Source organism: Pseudomonas sp. B28(2017) (assembly GCF_002113025.1).
Classification (GTDB): Bacteria; Pseudomonadota; Gammaproteobacteria; order Pseudomonadales; family Pseudomonadaceae; genus Aquipseudomonas.
In genome coordinates this window covers 365077-381340 of the sequence record NZ_NEJH01000002.1, presented here as the reverse complement: position 1 = coordinate 381340, position 16264 = coordinate 365077, and the positions used below count along the sequence as shown (strand labels likewise).

Sequence of the window (16264 nt, the reverse complement as noted above, 5' to 3'; positions counted from 1 at the left end):
GAATACACGCGTCGTTCTCAAGACGATGGTCGGATCGCCGCCCGGAGCAAGCTCACTCCTATAGGCAAAAGAAAACCCCCGACCCGCCAGAGGCTGATCGGGGGTTTCGAGTAAGCGTCTTGCGACGCTTACCGGCTCAGCTTATTGGCAAGCTTCGCAATCCGGCTCGTCGATGGCGCAAGCCTTCGGCACTGGAGCAGGGCCGGCTGGCGCTGCCAGGACCGAATCTTCACCGTGGTTGCCGCCGCTGGAAACAGCGTTCAGCTTGCCGGTGTTGATGGTCGATTTCTCGGTGCTGGTCGCAGCCAGGGCACGGAGGTAGTAAGTGGTCTTCAGACCACGGTACCAGGCCATGCGGTAGGTCACGTCCAGCTTCTTGCCCGAAGCGCCGGCGATGTACAGGTTCAGCGACTGAGCCTGGTCGATCCACTTCTGACGACGGCTGGCGGCGTCGACGATCCACTTGGTGTCCACTTCGAATGCAGTCGCGTAGAGCTCTTTGAGTTCTTGCGGGATGCGCTCGATCTGCTGCACCGAACCGTCGTAGTACTTCAGGTCGTTGATCATGACCGAGTCCCACAGATCGCGAGCCTTCAGGTCGCGAACCAGGTACGGGTTGATCACGGTGAATTCGCCCGACAGGTTCGATTTCACATACAGGTTCTGGTAGGTCGGTTCGATCGACTGCGACACGCCGGTGATGTTGGCGATGGTCGCGGTCGGTGCGATGGCCATGATGTTCGAGTTACGAATGCCTTTCTGTACACGGGCGCGAACCGGTGCCCAGTCCAGTGTTTCGTTCAGGTCGACATCGATGTACTTCTGGCCGCGAGCCTCGATCAGGATCTGTTGCGAATCCAGTGGCAGGATGCCTTTGGACCACAGCGAACCATTGAAGGTCTCGTACGCGCCGCGCTCATCGGCCAGGTCGCAGGAGGCCTGGATCGCGTAGTAGCTGACCGCTTCCATCGACTTGTCGGCGAACTCGACGGCTGCAATGGAGCCGTAAGGAATGTGCTGCAGGTACAGCGCGTCCTGGAAGCCCATGATGCCCAGGCCGACCGGACGGTGCTTGAAGTTGGAGTTCTTCGCTTGCGGCACCGAGTAGTAGTTGATGTCGATCACGTTGTCGAGCATGCGCACGGCGGTGTTCACGGTGCGTTGCAGCTTGGCGGTGTCCAGCTTGCCGTCGACGATGTGGTTCGGCAGGTTGATCGAGCCCAGGTTGCAAACGGCGATCTCGTCCTTGTTGGTGTTCAAGGTGATCTCGGTGCACAGGTTCGAGCTATGGACCACGCCGACGTGCTGCTGCGGGCTGCGCAGGTTGCACGGGTCTTTGAAAGTCAGCCATGGGTGGCCGGTTTCGAACAGCATGGACAGCATCTTGCGCCACAGGTCTTTGGCCTGGATGGTCTTGAACAGCTTGATCTTGCCAGGGTACTCGGTCAGGGCTTCGTAGTACTCGTAGCGCTCTTCGAAGGCCTTGCCGGTCAGATCGTGCAGGTCCGGCACTTCGGACGGCGAGAACAGGGTCCACTTGCCGTCATCGAAGACGCGCTTCATGAACAGGTCAGGGATCCAGTTGGCGGTGTTCATATCGTGGGTACGACGACGGTCATCACCGGTGTTCTTGCGCAGCTCGATGAACTCTTCGATGTCCATGTGCCAGGTTTCCAGGTAGGCGCATACAGCGCCTTTGCGCTTGCCACCCTGGTTAACGGCAACAGCGGTGTCGTTGACGACTTTCAGAAACGGTACGACGCCCTGGGATTTGCCATTGGTGCCCTTGATGTACGAACCCAGCGCACGAACCGGCGTCCAGTCGTTGCCCAGACCGCCAGCGAATTTCGACAGCATGGCGTTGTCGTGGATCGCGTGGTAGATGCCCGACAGGTCATCCGGAACGGTGGTCAGATAGCAGCTCGACAGCTGTGGACGCAGGGTACCGGCGTTGAACAGGGTCGGAGTCGAAGCCATGTAGTCGAAGGACGACAGCAGGTTGTAGAACTCGATCGCGCGGTCTTCTTTTTGCTTCTCTTCGATCGCCAGGCCCATGGCCACACGCATGAAGAAGATCTGCGGCAGTTCGAAACGCACGCCATCCTTGTGGATGAAGTAACGGTCGTACAGGGTTTGCAGGCCCAGGTAGGTGAATTGCTGGTCGCGCTCGTGGTTGATCGCCTTGCCCAGTTTTTCCAGGTCGAAGGAGGCCAGCACAGGGTTCAGCAGTTCGAACTCGATACCTTTGGCGATGTAGGCCGGCAGCGCCTTCGCATACAGGTCGGCCATTTCGTGGTGAGTGGCGCTTTCAGCCACACCGAGGAAGCCCAGGCCTTCGGCGCGCAGGGTGTCCATCAGCAGGCGCGCGGTCACGAACGAGTAGTTCGGCTCGCGTTCAACCAGGGTACGGGCAGTCATCACCAGGGCGGTGTTGACGTCGTTCAGGGCCACGCCGTCATACAGGTTCTTCAGGGTTTCGCGCTGGATCAGGTCGCCGTCGACTTCTTCCAGGCCTTCGCAGGCTTCGGTGACGATGGTGTTCAGGCGGCCCATGTCCAGCGGCGCCAGGCTGCCGTCGGCACGGGTGATGCGGATCGATGGGTGAGCGTTGACGGCTTCTTCGGCAGGGGTATGCGCTGCGCGCTCTTTGGCGCGAGAGTCACGGTAGATCACATAGTCGCGGGCTACTTTCTGCTCGCCGGCACGCATCAGGGCCAGTTCGACCTGGTCCTGGATTTCTTCGATGTGGATGGTGCCGCCCGACGGCATGCGACGCTTGAAGGTCGCGGTGACCTGTTCGGTCAGGCGGGCAACGGTGTCGTGGATTCGCGACGAGGCGGCAGCAGTGCCGCCCTCAACTGCGAGAAACGCTTTGGTGATGGCGACGGTGATTTTGTCATCGGTGTAGGGAACGACAGTGCCGTTACGCTTGATCACGCGCAGTTGGCCAGGCGCGGTGGCGGACAGATCCGAATTCGAATCGGCGGCCTGCGGCAAGGTGCCCTGCGGGTTCTCGCGAGTTGTGTCGGTTTGCATGGGGGAGTGTCTCCACATTCTCTATGTTTGTTTGGGCACCATCACGGTGCCCACCGTTCCGTCCTGAAGCACTACAACCGGCGAGCGCCGGGCATAACAACTTCGGGACAGTAGGAAGGGGGCTTTATCGGGCGCCGCTTCCATGCCGAAGTCTTTGGTTTCACGCCTTGGGCCTGAAACCGGGATCCATTGCAGGTGACAGTCGGGACTGCAACACCCGTACCGTTTTCGCCACTCGGGGCCGAAATACAGTAGCCATCCGCACGCGCGGTTTGGTCTTTCGAAAATACGTTTGGTTCAACCGGACAGAGGCAATAATAGCGCTTGAAATTGGTGTCTGGTTTGTGTTTGGTTTTTTGCGCAAAACCCTATATCTAGGGTTTTTTTAGCGCCTGGCTACAAGATAATGCGTTTTAGGGGAGGATTGCAACGTACTGCCTGTGGATAAACCTGTGCGTAAATTGTGTGTGAAAGAGGGAACCGGCGTGTAGGCCGCGACACTGCTGGACCGGACCTTTTTTCAGCGATTTTCCACGATCGAAAATGCTCGTTCGGATTTTTAAGGGCGCGAACCCTATCACAAAAAACCCTGTTGTCCGAACGCATTTACCCGCTTGTGTTCTCGACGGGCGGCGTTTATACAATCGGCCCAGCGTGTATACATATTTATCCTCCCGAATCATTACAAAAAGACGGGCGGATCCTTCCTTATCAGTGTTTTGGCAAGCAGAGGTCACCCGTGGAGCAAGAAGCCTGGCAGGTATTGATTGTGGAGGACGACCAGCGACTGGCCGAACTGACCCGCGATTACCTGGAAGCCAATGGCCTGCGTGTATCGATCGAAGGCGATGGGGCGCTCGCTGCGAACCGCATCATCAAGGAACAACCGGACCTGGTGATCCTCGACCTGATGCTCCCCGGTGAAGATGGCCTGAGCATTTGCCGCAAGGTCCGCGCCCGATATGACGGCCCGATCCTGATGCTCACCGCCCGCACTGATGACGCTGACCAGATTCTCGGCCTGGACCTGGGGGCTGACGACTACGTGTGCAAACCGGTACGCCCGCGTCTGCTGCTGGCACGCATCCAGGCCTTGCTGCGTCGCAGTGAAACGCCCGAAGTCGCCCCGGAAAAACAGCGGCGTCTACAGTTCGGCCCGCTGATCGTCGACAACGCCTTGCGCGAAGCCTGGTTGCAGGGCCGCGGCATCGAGCTGACCAGCGCCGAATTCGACTTGCTCTGGCTATTGGTGGCCAATGCCGGGCGCATCCTCTCCCGGGAAGAGATCTTTACCGCGCTGCGGGGCATTGGCTATGACGGTCAGGATCGCTCCATCGATGTGCGCATCTCGCGCATCCGCCCGAAGATCGGCGATGATCCGGAGCATCCACGGCTGATCAAGACCGTGCGCAGCAAAGGCTATCTGTTCGTTCCCGAGGCTTGCGTAGACCAGACCCTGTGAACTCGATCTTCCTGCGCATCTATGGCGGCATGTGCGCCGCGCTGATTCTGGTAGCGGTGCTCGGTGTGCTGGCGTTGCACCTGCTCAATGAGGTGCGCAGCGAGCAATACCGCGAACGCCTGGCCCACGGCACGTTTTCGCTGATGGCCGACAACCTGCAACCGATGAACCAGACCGAGCGCCACCGGGCCCTGCTGGTGTGGGAGCGACTGCTGGGCATTCCGCTGGCGCTGAAAACCTTTACCGAAACTGACCTCGACCTTACCCAGCGCACTCGTGTGTTGCGTGGCCAGGCATTGGTGGAACAGACCGGGCCGCACGCGGCGAAGGTATACAAGCTGGTCAGCGACAAGGAGCAGTTGATGCTCACCGGGGAAGTGCAGCAGATCAGCGAACAACTGGCCCGTGCAACCATCTACCTGTTGACTGATGAACTGGTGCGGACCCCGGTAGCCGACCAGCCCTTGCGCCTGGCGCAATTGAAGGAAAGCAAGGGCTTCGGCTTCGACCTGCGCCTGGTCACGGTTGACGAGGCGGACATGGATGAAGACCAGAGCCGCCGGGTGTCCGAGGGCGACACGGTGATGGCGCTGGGCAAGGGGGGCGATTCGATCCGGGTGTTTGCCGGCATGGTCGGCACGCCGTGGGTTCTGGAAATCGGTCCGTTGTATCAGATGAATCCTTATCCCCCGGAATGGCTGGTGCTGATCGCCGCGCTGGGCCTGACGCTGATCGGCTTGATCGTTTATCTGTTGGTGCGTCAGCTCGAGCGCCGCTTGCGTGGCCTGGAGGCCGCCGCCACGCGCATCGCCAAGGGCAGCCTGGAAACCCGCGTGCCGGCGCGCGGCGCGGATTCCGTGGGGCGCCTGGCATCGGCCTTCAACGGCATGGCCGAGCACTTGCAACAGTTGCTGGCGATCCAGCGCGAACTGGTGCGTGCGGTGTCCCACGAATTGCGCACGCCGGTGGCGCGCCTGCGCTTTGGCCTGGAGATGATCGGCTCGGCCACCACGCCGCAAGCCCTGGAAAAATACTGCCAGGGCATGGACCACGACATCGAGGACCTCGACCGGCTGGTCGACGAGATGCTGACCTACGCGCGGCTCGAACAGGGTTCTCCGGCGCTGAGTTTTCAGCGGATCGATCTGGATGCCTTGGTCAATCAAGTGATTGAAGAGCTGGCGCCGTTACGCGCCGACGTCACGGTACAGCGCGGGTTGTGCCTGTCGGCGGCCGATAACGACGACGCCTGGGTCGAGGCCGAACCGCGTTATCTGCACCGGGCGATCCAGAATCTGGTGAGCAATGCCATGCGCCATGCGCAATCACGGGTGACCATCAGCTATCAGGTGGGGCAGCAGCGATGCCGGGTGGATATCGAGGATGACGGGCCGGGGGTGCCGGAGTCGGCGTGGGAGAAGATCTTTACGCCGTTCCTGCGTCTCGACGATAGCCGCACCCGTGCTTCCGGAGGCCATGGGTTAGGTCTGTCCATTGTGCGACGCATCATCCATTGGCATGGCGGGCGGGCATTGATCGGCAAGAGCAAAAGCCTGGGGGGGGCGTGTTTCAGCTTGAGTTGGCCGAGGAATCAGGAGAAACGGTGAGTCTTGCGTCGTTTGATCGGGCCTAATCGCGAGCAGGCTCGCTCCCACAGGGATTTTTGGTGTGGTATCGATCCTGTGTGGGAGCGAGTCTGCTCGCGATGGGGTCGGTATGGTCGCTACAGAGCTTCAGGCCCTGATGCTGACCAGACTCAACAACTGCCCATCCTTGACCCCGAATTGCGCATCCAGCTCGGTGCCGTTGCGCCATTCGCGGGACAGATCCGTCAGCAGTCGCAACCGCACCTCACCCGACTCACGCCACTCCAGCACTTCGGCGTGTTCGAAATAAAAACGTTGCTGAACGATGGGATAAAGCGCCTTGAACAGGCTTTCCTTGACCGAGAACGTCAGGGTGACCAACAACGCCCGCTGATCGTGATGAGCGGTCGCCATGCGCAGTAGCTCCGGCGGATTGAGGATTTCCCCGGCCAGGCGTTCGGCCCGATCGGCATTGAGCAGGTTTTCCAGATCCATGCCCAGGCCGCGCCAATGGCTTTTGTTCGCGACAATCGCCGCGGCCCGGCCAGTGCTATGGGTGATCGAACCGGTGATATGGGCAGGCCAGACCGGTGCCCGGTCTTCGCCGATGGCCGGAATGAAGTTCAAGCCTTCGAGCTGCTGTAACGCGGCCCGGGCGCATACCCGCCCGGCGAGAAACTCCGCCTGCCGTTTGGCGACAGAGCGCTGAATGCTCGCCGGCGCTTCCACGGCGCTGCGCCGAAAGTCATCGCTGGCCAGTCGGGTGCTATCGAAATGAGTGCTCAACAGGACCGTATCGGGCAGCACAAACGGCAGCGGCCAATGGTCATCGAGGGGGGTGCAGCAAACGGGCAGGGCAGGAGTGGTGTTCATGCCGGGCATTTTGCCGGGTTGCCCTGGGGCTGGGTAGTAGCAGACGGCTTTTGTGGCGAGGGGGCTAGCCCCCTCGCCACAGATGTCAGGGCTGACCAAAGATCCTTTTGAAGAACGCCTGCATGTCCGCCCAGGATTTTTCATCCGCAGCCTTGTTGTAGCCAATGTCCGGCCCGCCATGATCGCCATGGCCAAGTCGATCGGCATCCGGGTTGGTGAAACTGTGCCTGGCACCGTCGAGGATGACGAATCTGTAGTCGGCGCCGGCCTTGTCCATCTCGCGCTTGAAAGCCGTGATGTTTTCCTGGGTGACGATGCTGTCCAGCGCCCCGTGTTCCACAAGGATCTTCGCCTTGACGCTGCCTGGTGTTGCCGGCGTATTGGTTGTCAGCGCGCCATGGAAACTCACCACGCCTGCCAATGGCAGGCCCTGTCTTGCGGCATTGAGCACCACGCCACCACCGAAGCAGTAGCCGATGGCAGCGATTTTATGCGGATCGGTTTGCGGTTGTTGCTTGAGCAGGTCGAGCCCGGCCTGAAACCTCGCGCTCGACACGGCACTGTCTTTTGCCACGGCTTGCATGAAGGCCATGGCGTCTTTGGGGTGCTCGGTATTTTTGCCGTCACCGTACATGTCAATGGCCAGGGCGCTGTAGCCCAGGCCGGCGAGATCCCGGGCGCGACGCTTGGCGTAATCGTTCAGGCCCCAGAACTCATGCACCACCATGACTCCGGGGCGCGGTCCCTTGAGGGCATCGTCGTAGGCGTAGTAGCCAATCATTTTCGTGCCATCGGCACTTTGGTAGGGGATTTCCCGGGTCTGGACGGCGGCCTGGCTGAGCCCACTCAAGGCCAGCAGGAGGACGGCGAAGAACATGCGCATGGTCGGAACTCCTCTTGAAACGTGTCGAAACATTCGGGAGGTGGCGGTTCAGCCCAGGTTCAGAGTGCGTTCAGGGGGAGTTCAGGGCTCGGTGCGTAACCTTGCCCCCGTACCCAAAAAACAAACGGCACATGAGGACACTCCCAATGACTGGATTCAAAAAACTGCTTCTGGCATTCACTGTACTGGGCGCAAGCACCGCAGCCTTCGCGTCCGACGACAACTTCGCCAGCCTTACTCTTGGACAGACCAGCGACAAGGTCAAAAAATCCCACGCCCTGAACGACAGCCTGAACCATCCGAACGCCGATGGCGTGATCGGCAAGGACACCACCTGGGGTGTGCGTCTGGGCCAGCAAAACACCAAGGGCCGGTACTACGCCACTTATGACAATGTATCGGGCTCGCACAACGGCATTAAACTGCGTCAGGAAAACCTCCTGGGCAGCTACGATCTGTTTTACCCGGTAGGCGGTAGCACCAAGTTGTTCGGTGGTGCCACGGCCGGCCTGACCAAAATGACTCAGGAATCGCCAGGCTTCAGCCGCGACAGCGATATCGGCTATGCCATCGGTGGCCAGGCGGGTGTGCTGCAACAGGTTTCGCAGAACACCTCGGTTGAACTGGGTTACCGTTACCTGCGCAGCAACGCCAGCACCGAGATGAGTGAGCGTGGTGGCAGCAAGCGGGGTTCGCTGGACCTGACCAGCAGCGCCCAGACTTACCTGTCCGCCAACTACGCTTTCTGACAAGCGTTTCGTGAGCGGCCTGCGCCGGATCAACCCGAGTGGTTGATCCGGCGTTGCCATGTTAGCTATCGAGGTGCGACGTTGCGCCTCTGGAGATATTGATTTGCCCGGGAGAGCGTTATGAAACTGCTGGTCGTCGAAGATGAAGCGCTGCTGCGTCATCACCTGAAAACCCGCCTGACGGAGAGCGGCCACGTGGTCGAGTCCGTGGCCAACGGGGAGGAGGCGCTGTACCAGACCGCGCAGTTCAACTTTGACCTGGCGGTGATCGACCTCGGTCTGCCGGGCATGAGCGGGCTCGACCTGATCCGGCAGTTGCGTTCAAGTGGCAAAACCTTCCCGATCCTGATCCTCACCGCGCGTGGCAACTGGCAGGACAAGGTCGAGGGCCTGGCCGCCGGTGCCGACGATTACGTGGTCAAGCCGTTTCAGTTCGAAGAACTGGAGGCTCGCCTGAATGCCTTGCTGCGCCGCTCCAGCGGCTTTACCCAGTCGACCATCGTTGCGGGTCCGTTGCTGCTGGACCTGAACCGCAAGCAGGCGTCCCTCGACGATCAGCCGTTGGCACTGACCGCGTATGAGTACCGCATTCTCGAATATCTGATGCGTCACCATCAGCAAGTGGTGCCTAAGGACCGCTTGATGGAGCAGCTCTATCCGGATGACGACGAGCGTGATCCGAATGTGATCGAGGTGCTGGTCGGTCGTCTGCGCCGCAAGCTGGAGGGACCGGGCGGGTTCAAGCCGATCGACACCGTGCGCGGCCTGGGCTACCTGTTCAATGAGCGTTGCACTTGATCCGTTCGCTGCGCATTCGCTTGATGCTCGCCGCCACGCTGTTGGCGGTGTTGTTCATGCTGGCGTTGCTGCCGGCGATGCAGGGTGCCTTCAGCCTGGCGTTGCAGGACTCCATCGAGCAGCGTCTGGCATCGGACGTGACCACGTTGATCTCTGCCGCCCGGGTGGAGAACAACAGCCTGCAGATGCCGGCGCAACTGCCCGACGAACGCTTCAACCTCACAGACAGCCGATTGCTCGGCTACATCTATGACCGTGAGGGGCATCTGGTCTGGCGTTCGAAGGCGACCCAGGAAGAACACATCAATTACAAGCCGCGCTACGACGGACGTGGCAACGAGTTTGCGCGGATCCGCGAAGAAAATGGTCAGGAGTTCTTCGTCTACGACGTCGAGGTCAAGTTGCTCGGCGGCAAAAGTGCAGCCTTCAGCATTGTGGCGCTGCAGCCGGTTCGTGAGTACGAACTGACCCTCGAAGGCCTGCGGGAAAACCTCTATCTGGGTTTTGGCGCGGCATTGCTGGTGCTGCTGGCGTTGTTGTGGATCGGTCTGACCTGGGGCTTGCAGGCATTGCGACGCTTGAGCCAGGAACTGGACCAGATCGAAGGTGGCACCCGTGAAAGCCTCAGTGAGGAACATCCCCGGGAATTGCTGCGCCTCACTGGTTCTCTCAACCGTTTGCTGCACAGTGAGCGTGAACAGCGCAGCCGCTACCGGGATTCCCTCGATGACCTGGCCCATAGCCTGAAAACGCCGCTGGCGGTGTTGCAAGGGGTCATCGAAGACCTGGCCCAGCGTCCGGAGGATCGCGATCAGGCCTGGGTTCTGCAAACCCAGATCGAACGCATGAGCCAGCAGATCGGCTACCAATTGCAGCGCGCCAGCCTGCGCAAAAGCGGTCTGGTACGTCATCAGGTGCGCTTGCACCCGGTGCTGAAAAGCCTGTGCGACACGCTGGACAAGGTCTATCGCGACAAGCGCGTGCACGTCGCATTCGACCTGCCCGACCCGTGCTACGTACCGATCGAGCAGGGCGCTCTGTTGGAAATGATGGGCAACCTGCTGGAAAATGCCTATCGCCTGTGCCTGGGCGAAATACGCATCAGCGTGCGCGAAACTCTCGGCGGCATCGAGTTGTGTGTCGAGGACGACGGCCCCGGCGTACCGCAGGATCAGCGCGCACGGATTCTCGAGCGCGGCGAGCGCCTGGACCGTCAGCACCCGGGGCAGGGCATCGGCCTGGCGGTGGTCAAGGACATCATCGAGAGCTACAGCGCCAAGCTGACCTTGGGTGACTCGCCGATGGGCGGGGCGGCGTTCCGGATTCATTTTCCGGTGGTTTAGACGTTGGCTTTACTGGCCGCATCGCGAGTTCACCGGGTAGCTGAGCCTTGAACCTCAGTTCTCCTGCGCCCGATAAGCCCCCGGCGTCAGCCCCGTCCACTTCTTGAACGCTCGGTGGAACGCCGATGGTTCGGAAAACCCCAACTGCTCGGCGATCTGTTGCAACGACAGGTCAGCGCGGCTCAGGTGATAAATCGCGATGTCCCGGCGCAACTGGTCCTTCAATTCCTGAAAGCTCGATCCCTCTTCCCGCAAATGCCGGCGCAAGGTCTGCGGGCTGATGTGCAACTGCGCGGCCACGGTTTCCAGGTCGGGCCAGCGTGAACTGTCGCGACTGAGCAGGCGGCGCAAGCGGCTGCTCAAGCTGTCGCCATCGTCCGGGCGCGAGAGCAGGTCGGCGGGGGAGCGCTCGAGGAAATGCTTGAGGGTGCGTTCATCCTGCAACAGCGGCATGGTCAGGTAGCGGCTGTGAAACAACAGGCTGCTTTGGGGGCTGGAGAACTCCAGCGGGCAGGAAAACAGCAGGTCGTACTCGGCGCCGTGTTCTGGTCGGGGATAGCTGAACGTGGCCTGTTCCAGGCGAATGCGCTGGCCGATCAACCAGCTGCCGAAACGGTGCCAGATCACCAGCAGGCTTTCGCTGAGAAAATGATCCGGGTCCCAGAGTTGCGAGTCGTCGAGGCTTAGGCGGACCCATTCATCTTCGCGGCTCAGGGTCAAACGCGGAGCCCCGGGGAATAGGCTATAAAACAATAAGCCGCGATTGAGTGCCTTATCAAGGCTGCGGCAGTGAATCACGGCATGGCACATCATCGCGAAGCTGCCCGGCCTGCTAGGGGCTTGCCCGAACCCCAGATACTCGTCGTCCAGTGCCAGCCATAAGGCCTGAATCAATTGGGTGAATTGCTCTGGAGCGATGCGCGCCCGGGGCTCGTCCAGCAACTCGGGGCTGATCCCCAGTTGTTGTAGCAGGCCCGAATAGTCGTAGCCGTGCCGACGCGCACCACCAAGGACGGCGCGGGCGAAGTGACTGGCAATGGTGCGTTCGCGCATGACAGCAGTTCTGACCGTTGATCGACGGATGGTAGCTGCGCACTTCGGGCGTGAACAGGGCGGATATCCGCCAAATTGCAGGACGACTTTTAATGGAAGGGCGGAAATCCGCCACATGATTGTAACCGTCCGGTGACAGGGAAATCGCTGCGAACCCTGATATCAAAAGGCTTGCAGGGATTTTGCGCAAGGTGGCACGGGCCTTGCGATACAACATGCAGCTGCTTGCCGTTGCGCAGCTCGAAAAAACAAATCCCTCCAGTGCAGGAGGGTTCGCAATTGCGGTGTTGCGGGCAACAGCTGGATGTTGTCACCGGGCACCCTTGAGGAACTTTGCAATGACGACTCGTCAGCCACTGTACAAATCCCTGTATTTCCAGGTGATCGTTGCAATTGTCATCGGTATCGCACTCGGTCACTACTACCCACAGCTTGGTGTGGCCGTTAAACCGTTGGGTGACGGGTTCATCAAGCTGATCAAAATGATCATCGCCCCGATCATCTTCTGTACCGTTGTCAGCGGTATCGCCGGCATGCAGAGCATGAAGTCGGTCGGCAAGACCGGTGGCTATGCGCTGCTGTACTTCGAGATCGTTTCGACCATTGCCTTGCTGGTCGGTCTGGTCGTGGTCAACATCGTGCAGCCTGGCAATGGCATGCACATCGATGTCACCACCCTGGATGCCTCCAAGGTTGCCACTTATGTTGCGGCCGGTGCTGACCAAAGCGTCGTCGGCTTCCTGCTGAACGTGATCCCGACCACCATCGTCGGCGCCTTCGCCACCGGCGACATCCTGCAAGTACTGATGTTCTCGGTGATCTTCGGTTTCGCCCTGCATCGCCTGGGTGCCTACGGCAAGCCGCTGCTGGACTTCATCGATCGCTTCGCCCACGTGATGTTCAACATCATCAACATGATCATGAAGCTCGCGCCAATCGGTGCTTTCGGTGCCATGGCGTTCACCATCGGTGCCTACGGTGTCGGCTCGCTGGTGCAGCTGGGTCAACTGATGGCCTGCTTCTACATCACATGCCTGCTGTTCATCCTGATCGTACTGGGTGGGATCGCTCGCGCCCACGGCTTCAGCGTTCTGAAAATGATCCGCTACATCCGTGAGGAACTGCTGATCGTGCTGGGCACTTCCTCTTCGGAGTCGGTGCTGCCACGCATGCTGATCAAGATGGAACGTCTGGGCGCGAAGAAATCCGTAGTAGGCCTGGTGATCCCGACCGGTTACTCGTTCAACCTCGACGGTACCGCCATCTATCTGACCATGGCCGCGGTATTCATTGCCCAGGCCACCGACACCCACATGGACATCACGCACCAGATCACCCTGCTGGTGGTGTTGCTGCTGTCGTCCAAGGGCGCTGCGGGCGTGACCGGTAGCGGCTTCATCGTACTCGCGGCCACTCTGTCCGCCGTGGGCCACCTGCCGGTTGCCGGCCTGGCGCTGATCCTCGGCATCGACCGTTTCATGTCCGAAGCCCGTGCCCTGACCAACCTGATCGGCAACGCCGTTGCCACTGTCGTCGTGGCCAAGTGGGTCAAGGAACTGGACACCGACGTGCTGCAAGCGGAGCTGGCCTCGGGCGGTCGCGGCATTGCCGACGAGCCTAAAGACGATGTTTTGGGCCACGTCGAAGGGGCAACCTCGACGAACGCCAAGTAAGCCTTGTCGCTATGAAAAACCCGCTTCGGCGGGTTTTTTCATGCCCGGTGATTGAGCACAACGGTCACTGCAGTTGGCGCATAAGGTGATTGCTGCAATGCCAACGGCTGCCTAGGCTGGGTGCATCGTCAAGGGAGAACGCTCATGCCCGGTCCACTGGCATCACTCAAGGTTCTGGATTTCTCGACATTGCTGCCGGGGCCGTTCGCCTCGTTGCTGCTGGCGGACATGGGCGCCGAAGTGCTGCGCATCGAATCACCGACCCGCCTGGATCTGCTGCGGGTGTTGCCGCCCCACGATCAAGGCGTGTCAGCCAGCCATGCCTACCTCAACCGCAACAAGCGCAGCCTCGCCCTGGACCTCAAGCAGCCTGAGGCGCTGGAGGTGATCAAGTCGTTGCTGCAGGACTACGACATTGTGCTCGAGCAGTTCCGCCCAGGTGTCATGGAGCGTCTGGGCCTGGGTTACGAAGCCCTGAAGGCGATCAATCCCGAATTGATTTATGTATCGATCACCGGCTATGGCCAGACCGGCCCCTACAAGGACCGCGCCGGCCATGACATCAACTACCTGGCCTTGTCCGGGCTGGCGAGTTACACCGGCCGGGCCGCCAGTGGGCCGCTGCCGTTGGGCATGCAGGTGGCGGATGTCGCCGGTGGCTCGTTGCACGGAGTGATTGGCTTGCTGGCGGCGGTCATTGCCCGGCAGCAAACCGGTCAGGGCCAGCACCTGGATGTCAGCATGACCGACTGCGCGTTCAGCCTGAATGCGATGGCCGGTGCCGGGTATCTGGCCTGTGGCGTCGAGCCGGCACCGGAAAACCAGGTGCTCAATGGCGGCAGTTTCTACGATTACTACCGCTCCCGGGATGGGCGCTGGCTATCGGTGGGCAGCCTGGAACCGGCATTCATGAAGCAGTTGTGCACTGCTTTGGGGTTGGAAGAACTGGCCGGCCTCGGCCTGTCACCGCAGCTGGCGCATCAGCAACAGCTTAAGGACGCGCTGAAGGTCGAATTCGAAAAGCATGACTTTGCCGAATTGTGCGCGCTGTTCGCGGAGCTGGATGCTTGTGTCGAGCCAGTGTTGAGCCTGGGAGAAGCGCTGCGTCATCCGCAGTTGCAGGCACGGGAGTTGGTGGCGCAAGTGCCGCGGGGTGACGGATCAAGCCAGGCGCAGATGGCGTGCCCACTGAAGTTTTCGCAAGGTTTGCCTGAGCCGCGGCATGTTGGCGCGGCGCTGGGGCAGCATACGGATCAGGTGTTGGGGGAGTTGGGGTTTAGCATTGAGCGGATCGAGCAGTTGCGGCGGGCCAAGGTGATTCTCTAGTGCCTGTCAGGCCGCCATCGCGAGCAGGCCGGTACAAACACCGAGAGTCCCGCTATTCGACCCGCATCTCCCCACTGAACACCAAGGTATTGCGACACCGCCGACACAAGTACCTGCGCCCCTGGCGCACCAGGCTGTGGCGCTGGGCCGAGAACGGGAAATCGCTGTCGGCGCACGGGCACTTGTAGATGTAGCGGGTCACGCTGCGGCGTTTGACGTCATAGGTGTGGCAGCGGTTGGGCGGCAGTTCGTATACGCCGCGCATGATCAATTGCCATTCTTCGCCATGGGGCTGGATGCGGTCGCCGAACAGCTGATGGGCGATCAGGTGTGCGACTTCATGGGCTACAGTCTGCTTGAGGAAATCTTCGGCGTTTTCCCGATACAGCTGCAGGTTGAAGCGCAGCAGGTTCTCGTGCAAATGCGCGACACCGGCTTTTTGCCCGCGCAGCTTGAGGCTCACCACGGGGCGCTTGAAAGGTCGTTTGAAAAAGGATTCGGCTAGTTGGAAACAGTCTTCGACGCGGGAATTGAGTTGCTCGGGCATGCTTGATGGATCTCCAGAGCGGTCGAGTATGCCGCAAGCCTGCGGCCTTGCGAATCGCCAAGGTGCCGAATGGTCGTGTGCCTCCTCGTTGCTGAAGAATGAAAAGGCCGCCTTGCGGCGGCCTGTATCGTTGGTTTCTGATTATCAGTGATGGGTGGCTAATTGGTGTAGACCGGCCCCACGCCGAGTCCCCAGACAATCACAGTGAACGCCATGATGGCGACCAGCACCACCAGGCCTACGGCGAGCACCGAACTTGAAAACAGAAAGCCCTCGTCAGATGGAATGTTCATGAATGTCGGTAAGCCTACATACAGCAAGTACACCGTGTAGCAGATGGCTGCGGTGCCGACGATCATCCCCAGCCACAAGTGCGGGTACAGGGCTGCGAGGCCACCGATGAACAGCGGTGTAGCGGTGTACGTCGCAAACGCAATGCAGCGGGCGAGGCTTGGGTTGGCGTCATAGGTGCGGGCCATCCAGTGAATGAATGCGCCCATTACCGCAACACCACCGAGCATCGCCACGTATGACATGATCGTCATCCATATCGCGCTTTCTACGGTCAGCATCACGGGAGCCCGATTGCCGATGACCCAGCCGACCTGTGTGGTGCCTATGAAGGCAGACACGGCGGGGATTGCCGCCAGGATCAGCGTATGGGTCAGGTACATGTGGCTGATGCTTTCCTCCTGGTCGCCACGGATCTCTTTCCATTCTTGGTCAGGGTGGGTGAAGAGCCCCACTACGTGATGGATCATGCCAGTCACTCCTCTTTTTTACCGTCGCCCCCCAGTGGAGCGCCTACGGGCCAATGCGGCCAAGCAAGTCACAGGTCTGTAATTTTCATGAGACCTTATGTCGCAGTATAGGGAGGAGTTTCCCCAGAAGGAGTAGGGGCTTTAGAGCAAATCGCGCTGTAAACACAACTGTTA

Annotated in this window: 13 protein-coding genes; 7 read left to right on the top strand and 6 right to left on the bottom strand. The window is 60.2% G+C overall.

Features of this window, described 5'->3' with window-relative positions:
- Window positions 1-141: 141 nt before the first annotated feature.
- Complete coding sequence (locus tag CAF65_RS06480) at window positions 142-3036, bottom strand: ribonucleoside-diphosphate reductase subunit alpha (RefSeq protein WP_085715559.1); 2895 nt, start codon at window positions 3034-3036, stop codon at window positions 142-144.
- Window positions 3037-3775: 739 nt separating this feature from the next.
- Here CAF65_RS06480 and CAF65_RS06475 point away from each other — a divergent pair.
- Complete coding sequence (locus tag CAF65_RS06475) at window positions 3776-4498, top strand: response regulator (protein WP_085715558.1); 723 nt, start codon at window positions 3776-3778, stop codon at window positions 4496-4498.
- The gene (locus CAF65_RS06470) at window positions 4495-6105 is read left to right on the top strand and encodes an ATP-binding protein (protein ID WP_085715557.1); all 1611 of its coding nucleotides are present in this window, start codon (window positions 4495-4497) and stop codon (window positions 6103-6105) included. Before CAF65_RS06475 ends, CAF65_RS06470 begins: the two co-directional genes overlap by 4 nt.
- A gap of 126 nt (window positions 6106-6231) precedes the next feature.
- Here CAF65_RS06470 and CAF65_RS06465 read toward each other — a convergent pair whose 3' ends face one another.
- Window positions 6232-6957 (bottom strand): 4'-phosphopantetheinyl transferase, encoded by a 726-nt coding sequence (locus CAF65_RS06465; protein ID WP_218191716.1) that lies wholly within the window; start codon window positions 6955-6957, stop codon window positions 6232-6234.
- 85 nt (window positions 6958-7042) lie between these two features.
- Window positions 7043-7840, bottom strand: coding sequence for a dienelactone hydrolase family protein (locus CAF65_RS06460; protein ID WP_085715555.1), 798 nt, complete (start codon window positions 7838-7840; stop codon window positions 7043-7045).
- Window positions 7841-7986: 146 nt separating this feature from the next.
- Here CAF65_RS06460 and CAF65_RS06455 point away from each other — a divergent pair, with 146 nt between their 5' ends.
- The 3 genes from CAF65_RS06455 (at window position 7987) to CAF65_RS06445 (ending at window position 10730) form a co-directional block, all read left to right on the top strand.
- Window positions 7987-8589: a hypothetical protein gene (locus CAF65_RS06455; RefSeq protein WP_085715554.1), complete on the top strand. Its 603-nt coding sequence runs from the start codon at window positions 7987-7989 to the stop codon at window positions 8587-8589.
- Between the two features lie 120 nt (window positions 8590-8709).
- The gene (locus tag CAF65_RS06450; RefSeq protein ID WP_085715553.1) at window positions 8710-9387 is read left to right on the top strand and encodes a response regulator transcription factor; all 678 of its coding nucleotides are present in this window, start codon (window positions 8710-8712) and stop codon (window positions 9385-9387) included.
- Entirely contained in the window at window positions 9384-10730 is a 1347-nt protein-coding gene (locus CAF65_RS06445; RefSeq protein ID WP_085715552.1) for an ATP-binding protein, read from the top strand. Before CAF65_RS06450 ends, CAF65_RS06445 begins: the two co-directional genes overlap by 4 nt.
- Window positions 10731-10784: 54 nt before the next feature.
- Here CAF65_RS06445 and CAF65_RS06440 read toward each other — a convergent pair whose 3' ends face one another.
- A complete protein-coding gene (locus tag CAF65_RS06440) occupies window positions 10785-11783 on the bottom strand; it encodes an AraC family transcriptional regulator (RefSeq protein WP_085715551.1) in 999 nt (332 codons plus the stop codon).
- Window positions 11784-12121: 338 nt separating this feature from the next.
- On the opposite strand from CAF65_RS06440, the gene CAF65_RS06435 reads away from it, so the two are divergent.
- Both CAF65_RS06435 and CAF65_RS06430 read left to right on the top strand, forming a co-directional pair.
- Complete coding sequence (locus CAF65_RS06435; RefSeq protein WP_085715550.1) at window positions 12122-13456, top strand: dicarboxylate/amino acid:cation symporter; 1335 nt, start codon at window positions 12122-12124, stop codon at window positions 13454-13456.
- 144 nt (window positions 13457-13600) lie between these two features.
- Window positions 13601-14782 carry a CaiB/BaiF CoA-transferase family protein gene (locus tag CAF65_RS06430; protein WP_085715549.1) on the top strand — a complete coding sequence of 394 codons (1182 nt, stop codon included), beginning with the start codon at window positions 13601-13603 and terminating at the stop codon, window positions 14780-14782.
- Window positions 14783-14834: 52 nt separating this feature from the next.
- Here the strand turns inward: CAF65_RS06430 and CAF65_RS06425 are convergent, their stop codons facing one another.
- Complete coding sequence (locus tag CAF65_RS06425; protein ID WP_085715548.1) at window positions 14835-15329, bottom strand: SprT family zinc-dependent metalloprotease; 495 nt, start codon at window positions 15327-15329, stop codon at window positions 14835-14837.
- 158 nt (window positions 15330-15487) lie between these two features.
- On the bottom strand, window positions 15488-16090 hold the full coding sequence (locus CAF65_RS06420) for a Yip1 family protein (protein ID WP_008016508.1): 603 nt from the start codon (window positions 16088-16090) through the stop codon (window positions 15488-15490).
- Window positions 16091-16264 lie beyond the last annotated feature (174 nt).

Coding starts and splice junctions, on each gene's coding strand:
- CAF65_RS06480 (WP_085715559.1), bottom strand. CDS start 3,036: ATGCAAACCGACACAACTCGCGAGAACCCGCAGGGCACCTTGCCGCAG.
- CAF65_RS06460 (WP_085715555.1), bottom strand. CDS start 7,840: ATGCGCATGTTCTTCGCCGTCCTCCTGCTGGCCTTGAGTGGGCTCAGC.
- CAF65_RS06435 (WP_085715550.1), top strand. CDS start 12,122: ATGACGACTCGTCAGCCACTGTACAAATCCCTGTATTTCCAGGTGATC.
- CAF65_RS06450 (WP_085715553.1), top strand. CDS start 8,710: ATGAAACTGCTGGTCGTCGAAGATGAAGCGCTGCTGCGTCATCACCTG.
- CAF65_RS06430 (WP_085715549.1), top strand. CDS start 13,601: ATGCCCGGTCCACTGGCATCACTCAAGGTTCTGGATTTCTCGACATTG.
- CAF65_RS06440 (WP_085715551.1), bottom strand. CDS start 11,783: ATGCGCGAACGCACCATTGCCAGTCACTTCGCCCGCGCCGTCCTTGGT.
- CAF65_RS06465 (WP_218191716.1), bottom strand. CDS start 6,957: ATGAACACCACTCCTGCCCTGCCCGTTTGCTGCACCCCCCTCGATGAC.
- CAF65_RS06425 (WP_085715548.1), bottom strand. CDS start 15,329: ATGCCCGAGCAACTCAATTCCCGCGTCGAAGACTGTTTCCAACTAGCC.
- CAF65_RS06420 (WP_008016508.1), bottom strand. CDS start 16,090: ATGATCCATCACGTAGTGGGGCTCTTCACCCACCCTGACCAAGAATGG.
- CAF65_RS06455 (WP_085715554.1), top strand. CDS start 7,987: ATGACTGGATTCAAAAAACTGCTTCTGGCATTCACTGTACTGGGCGCA.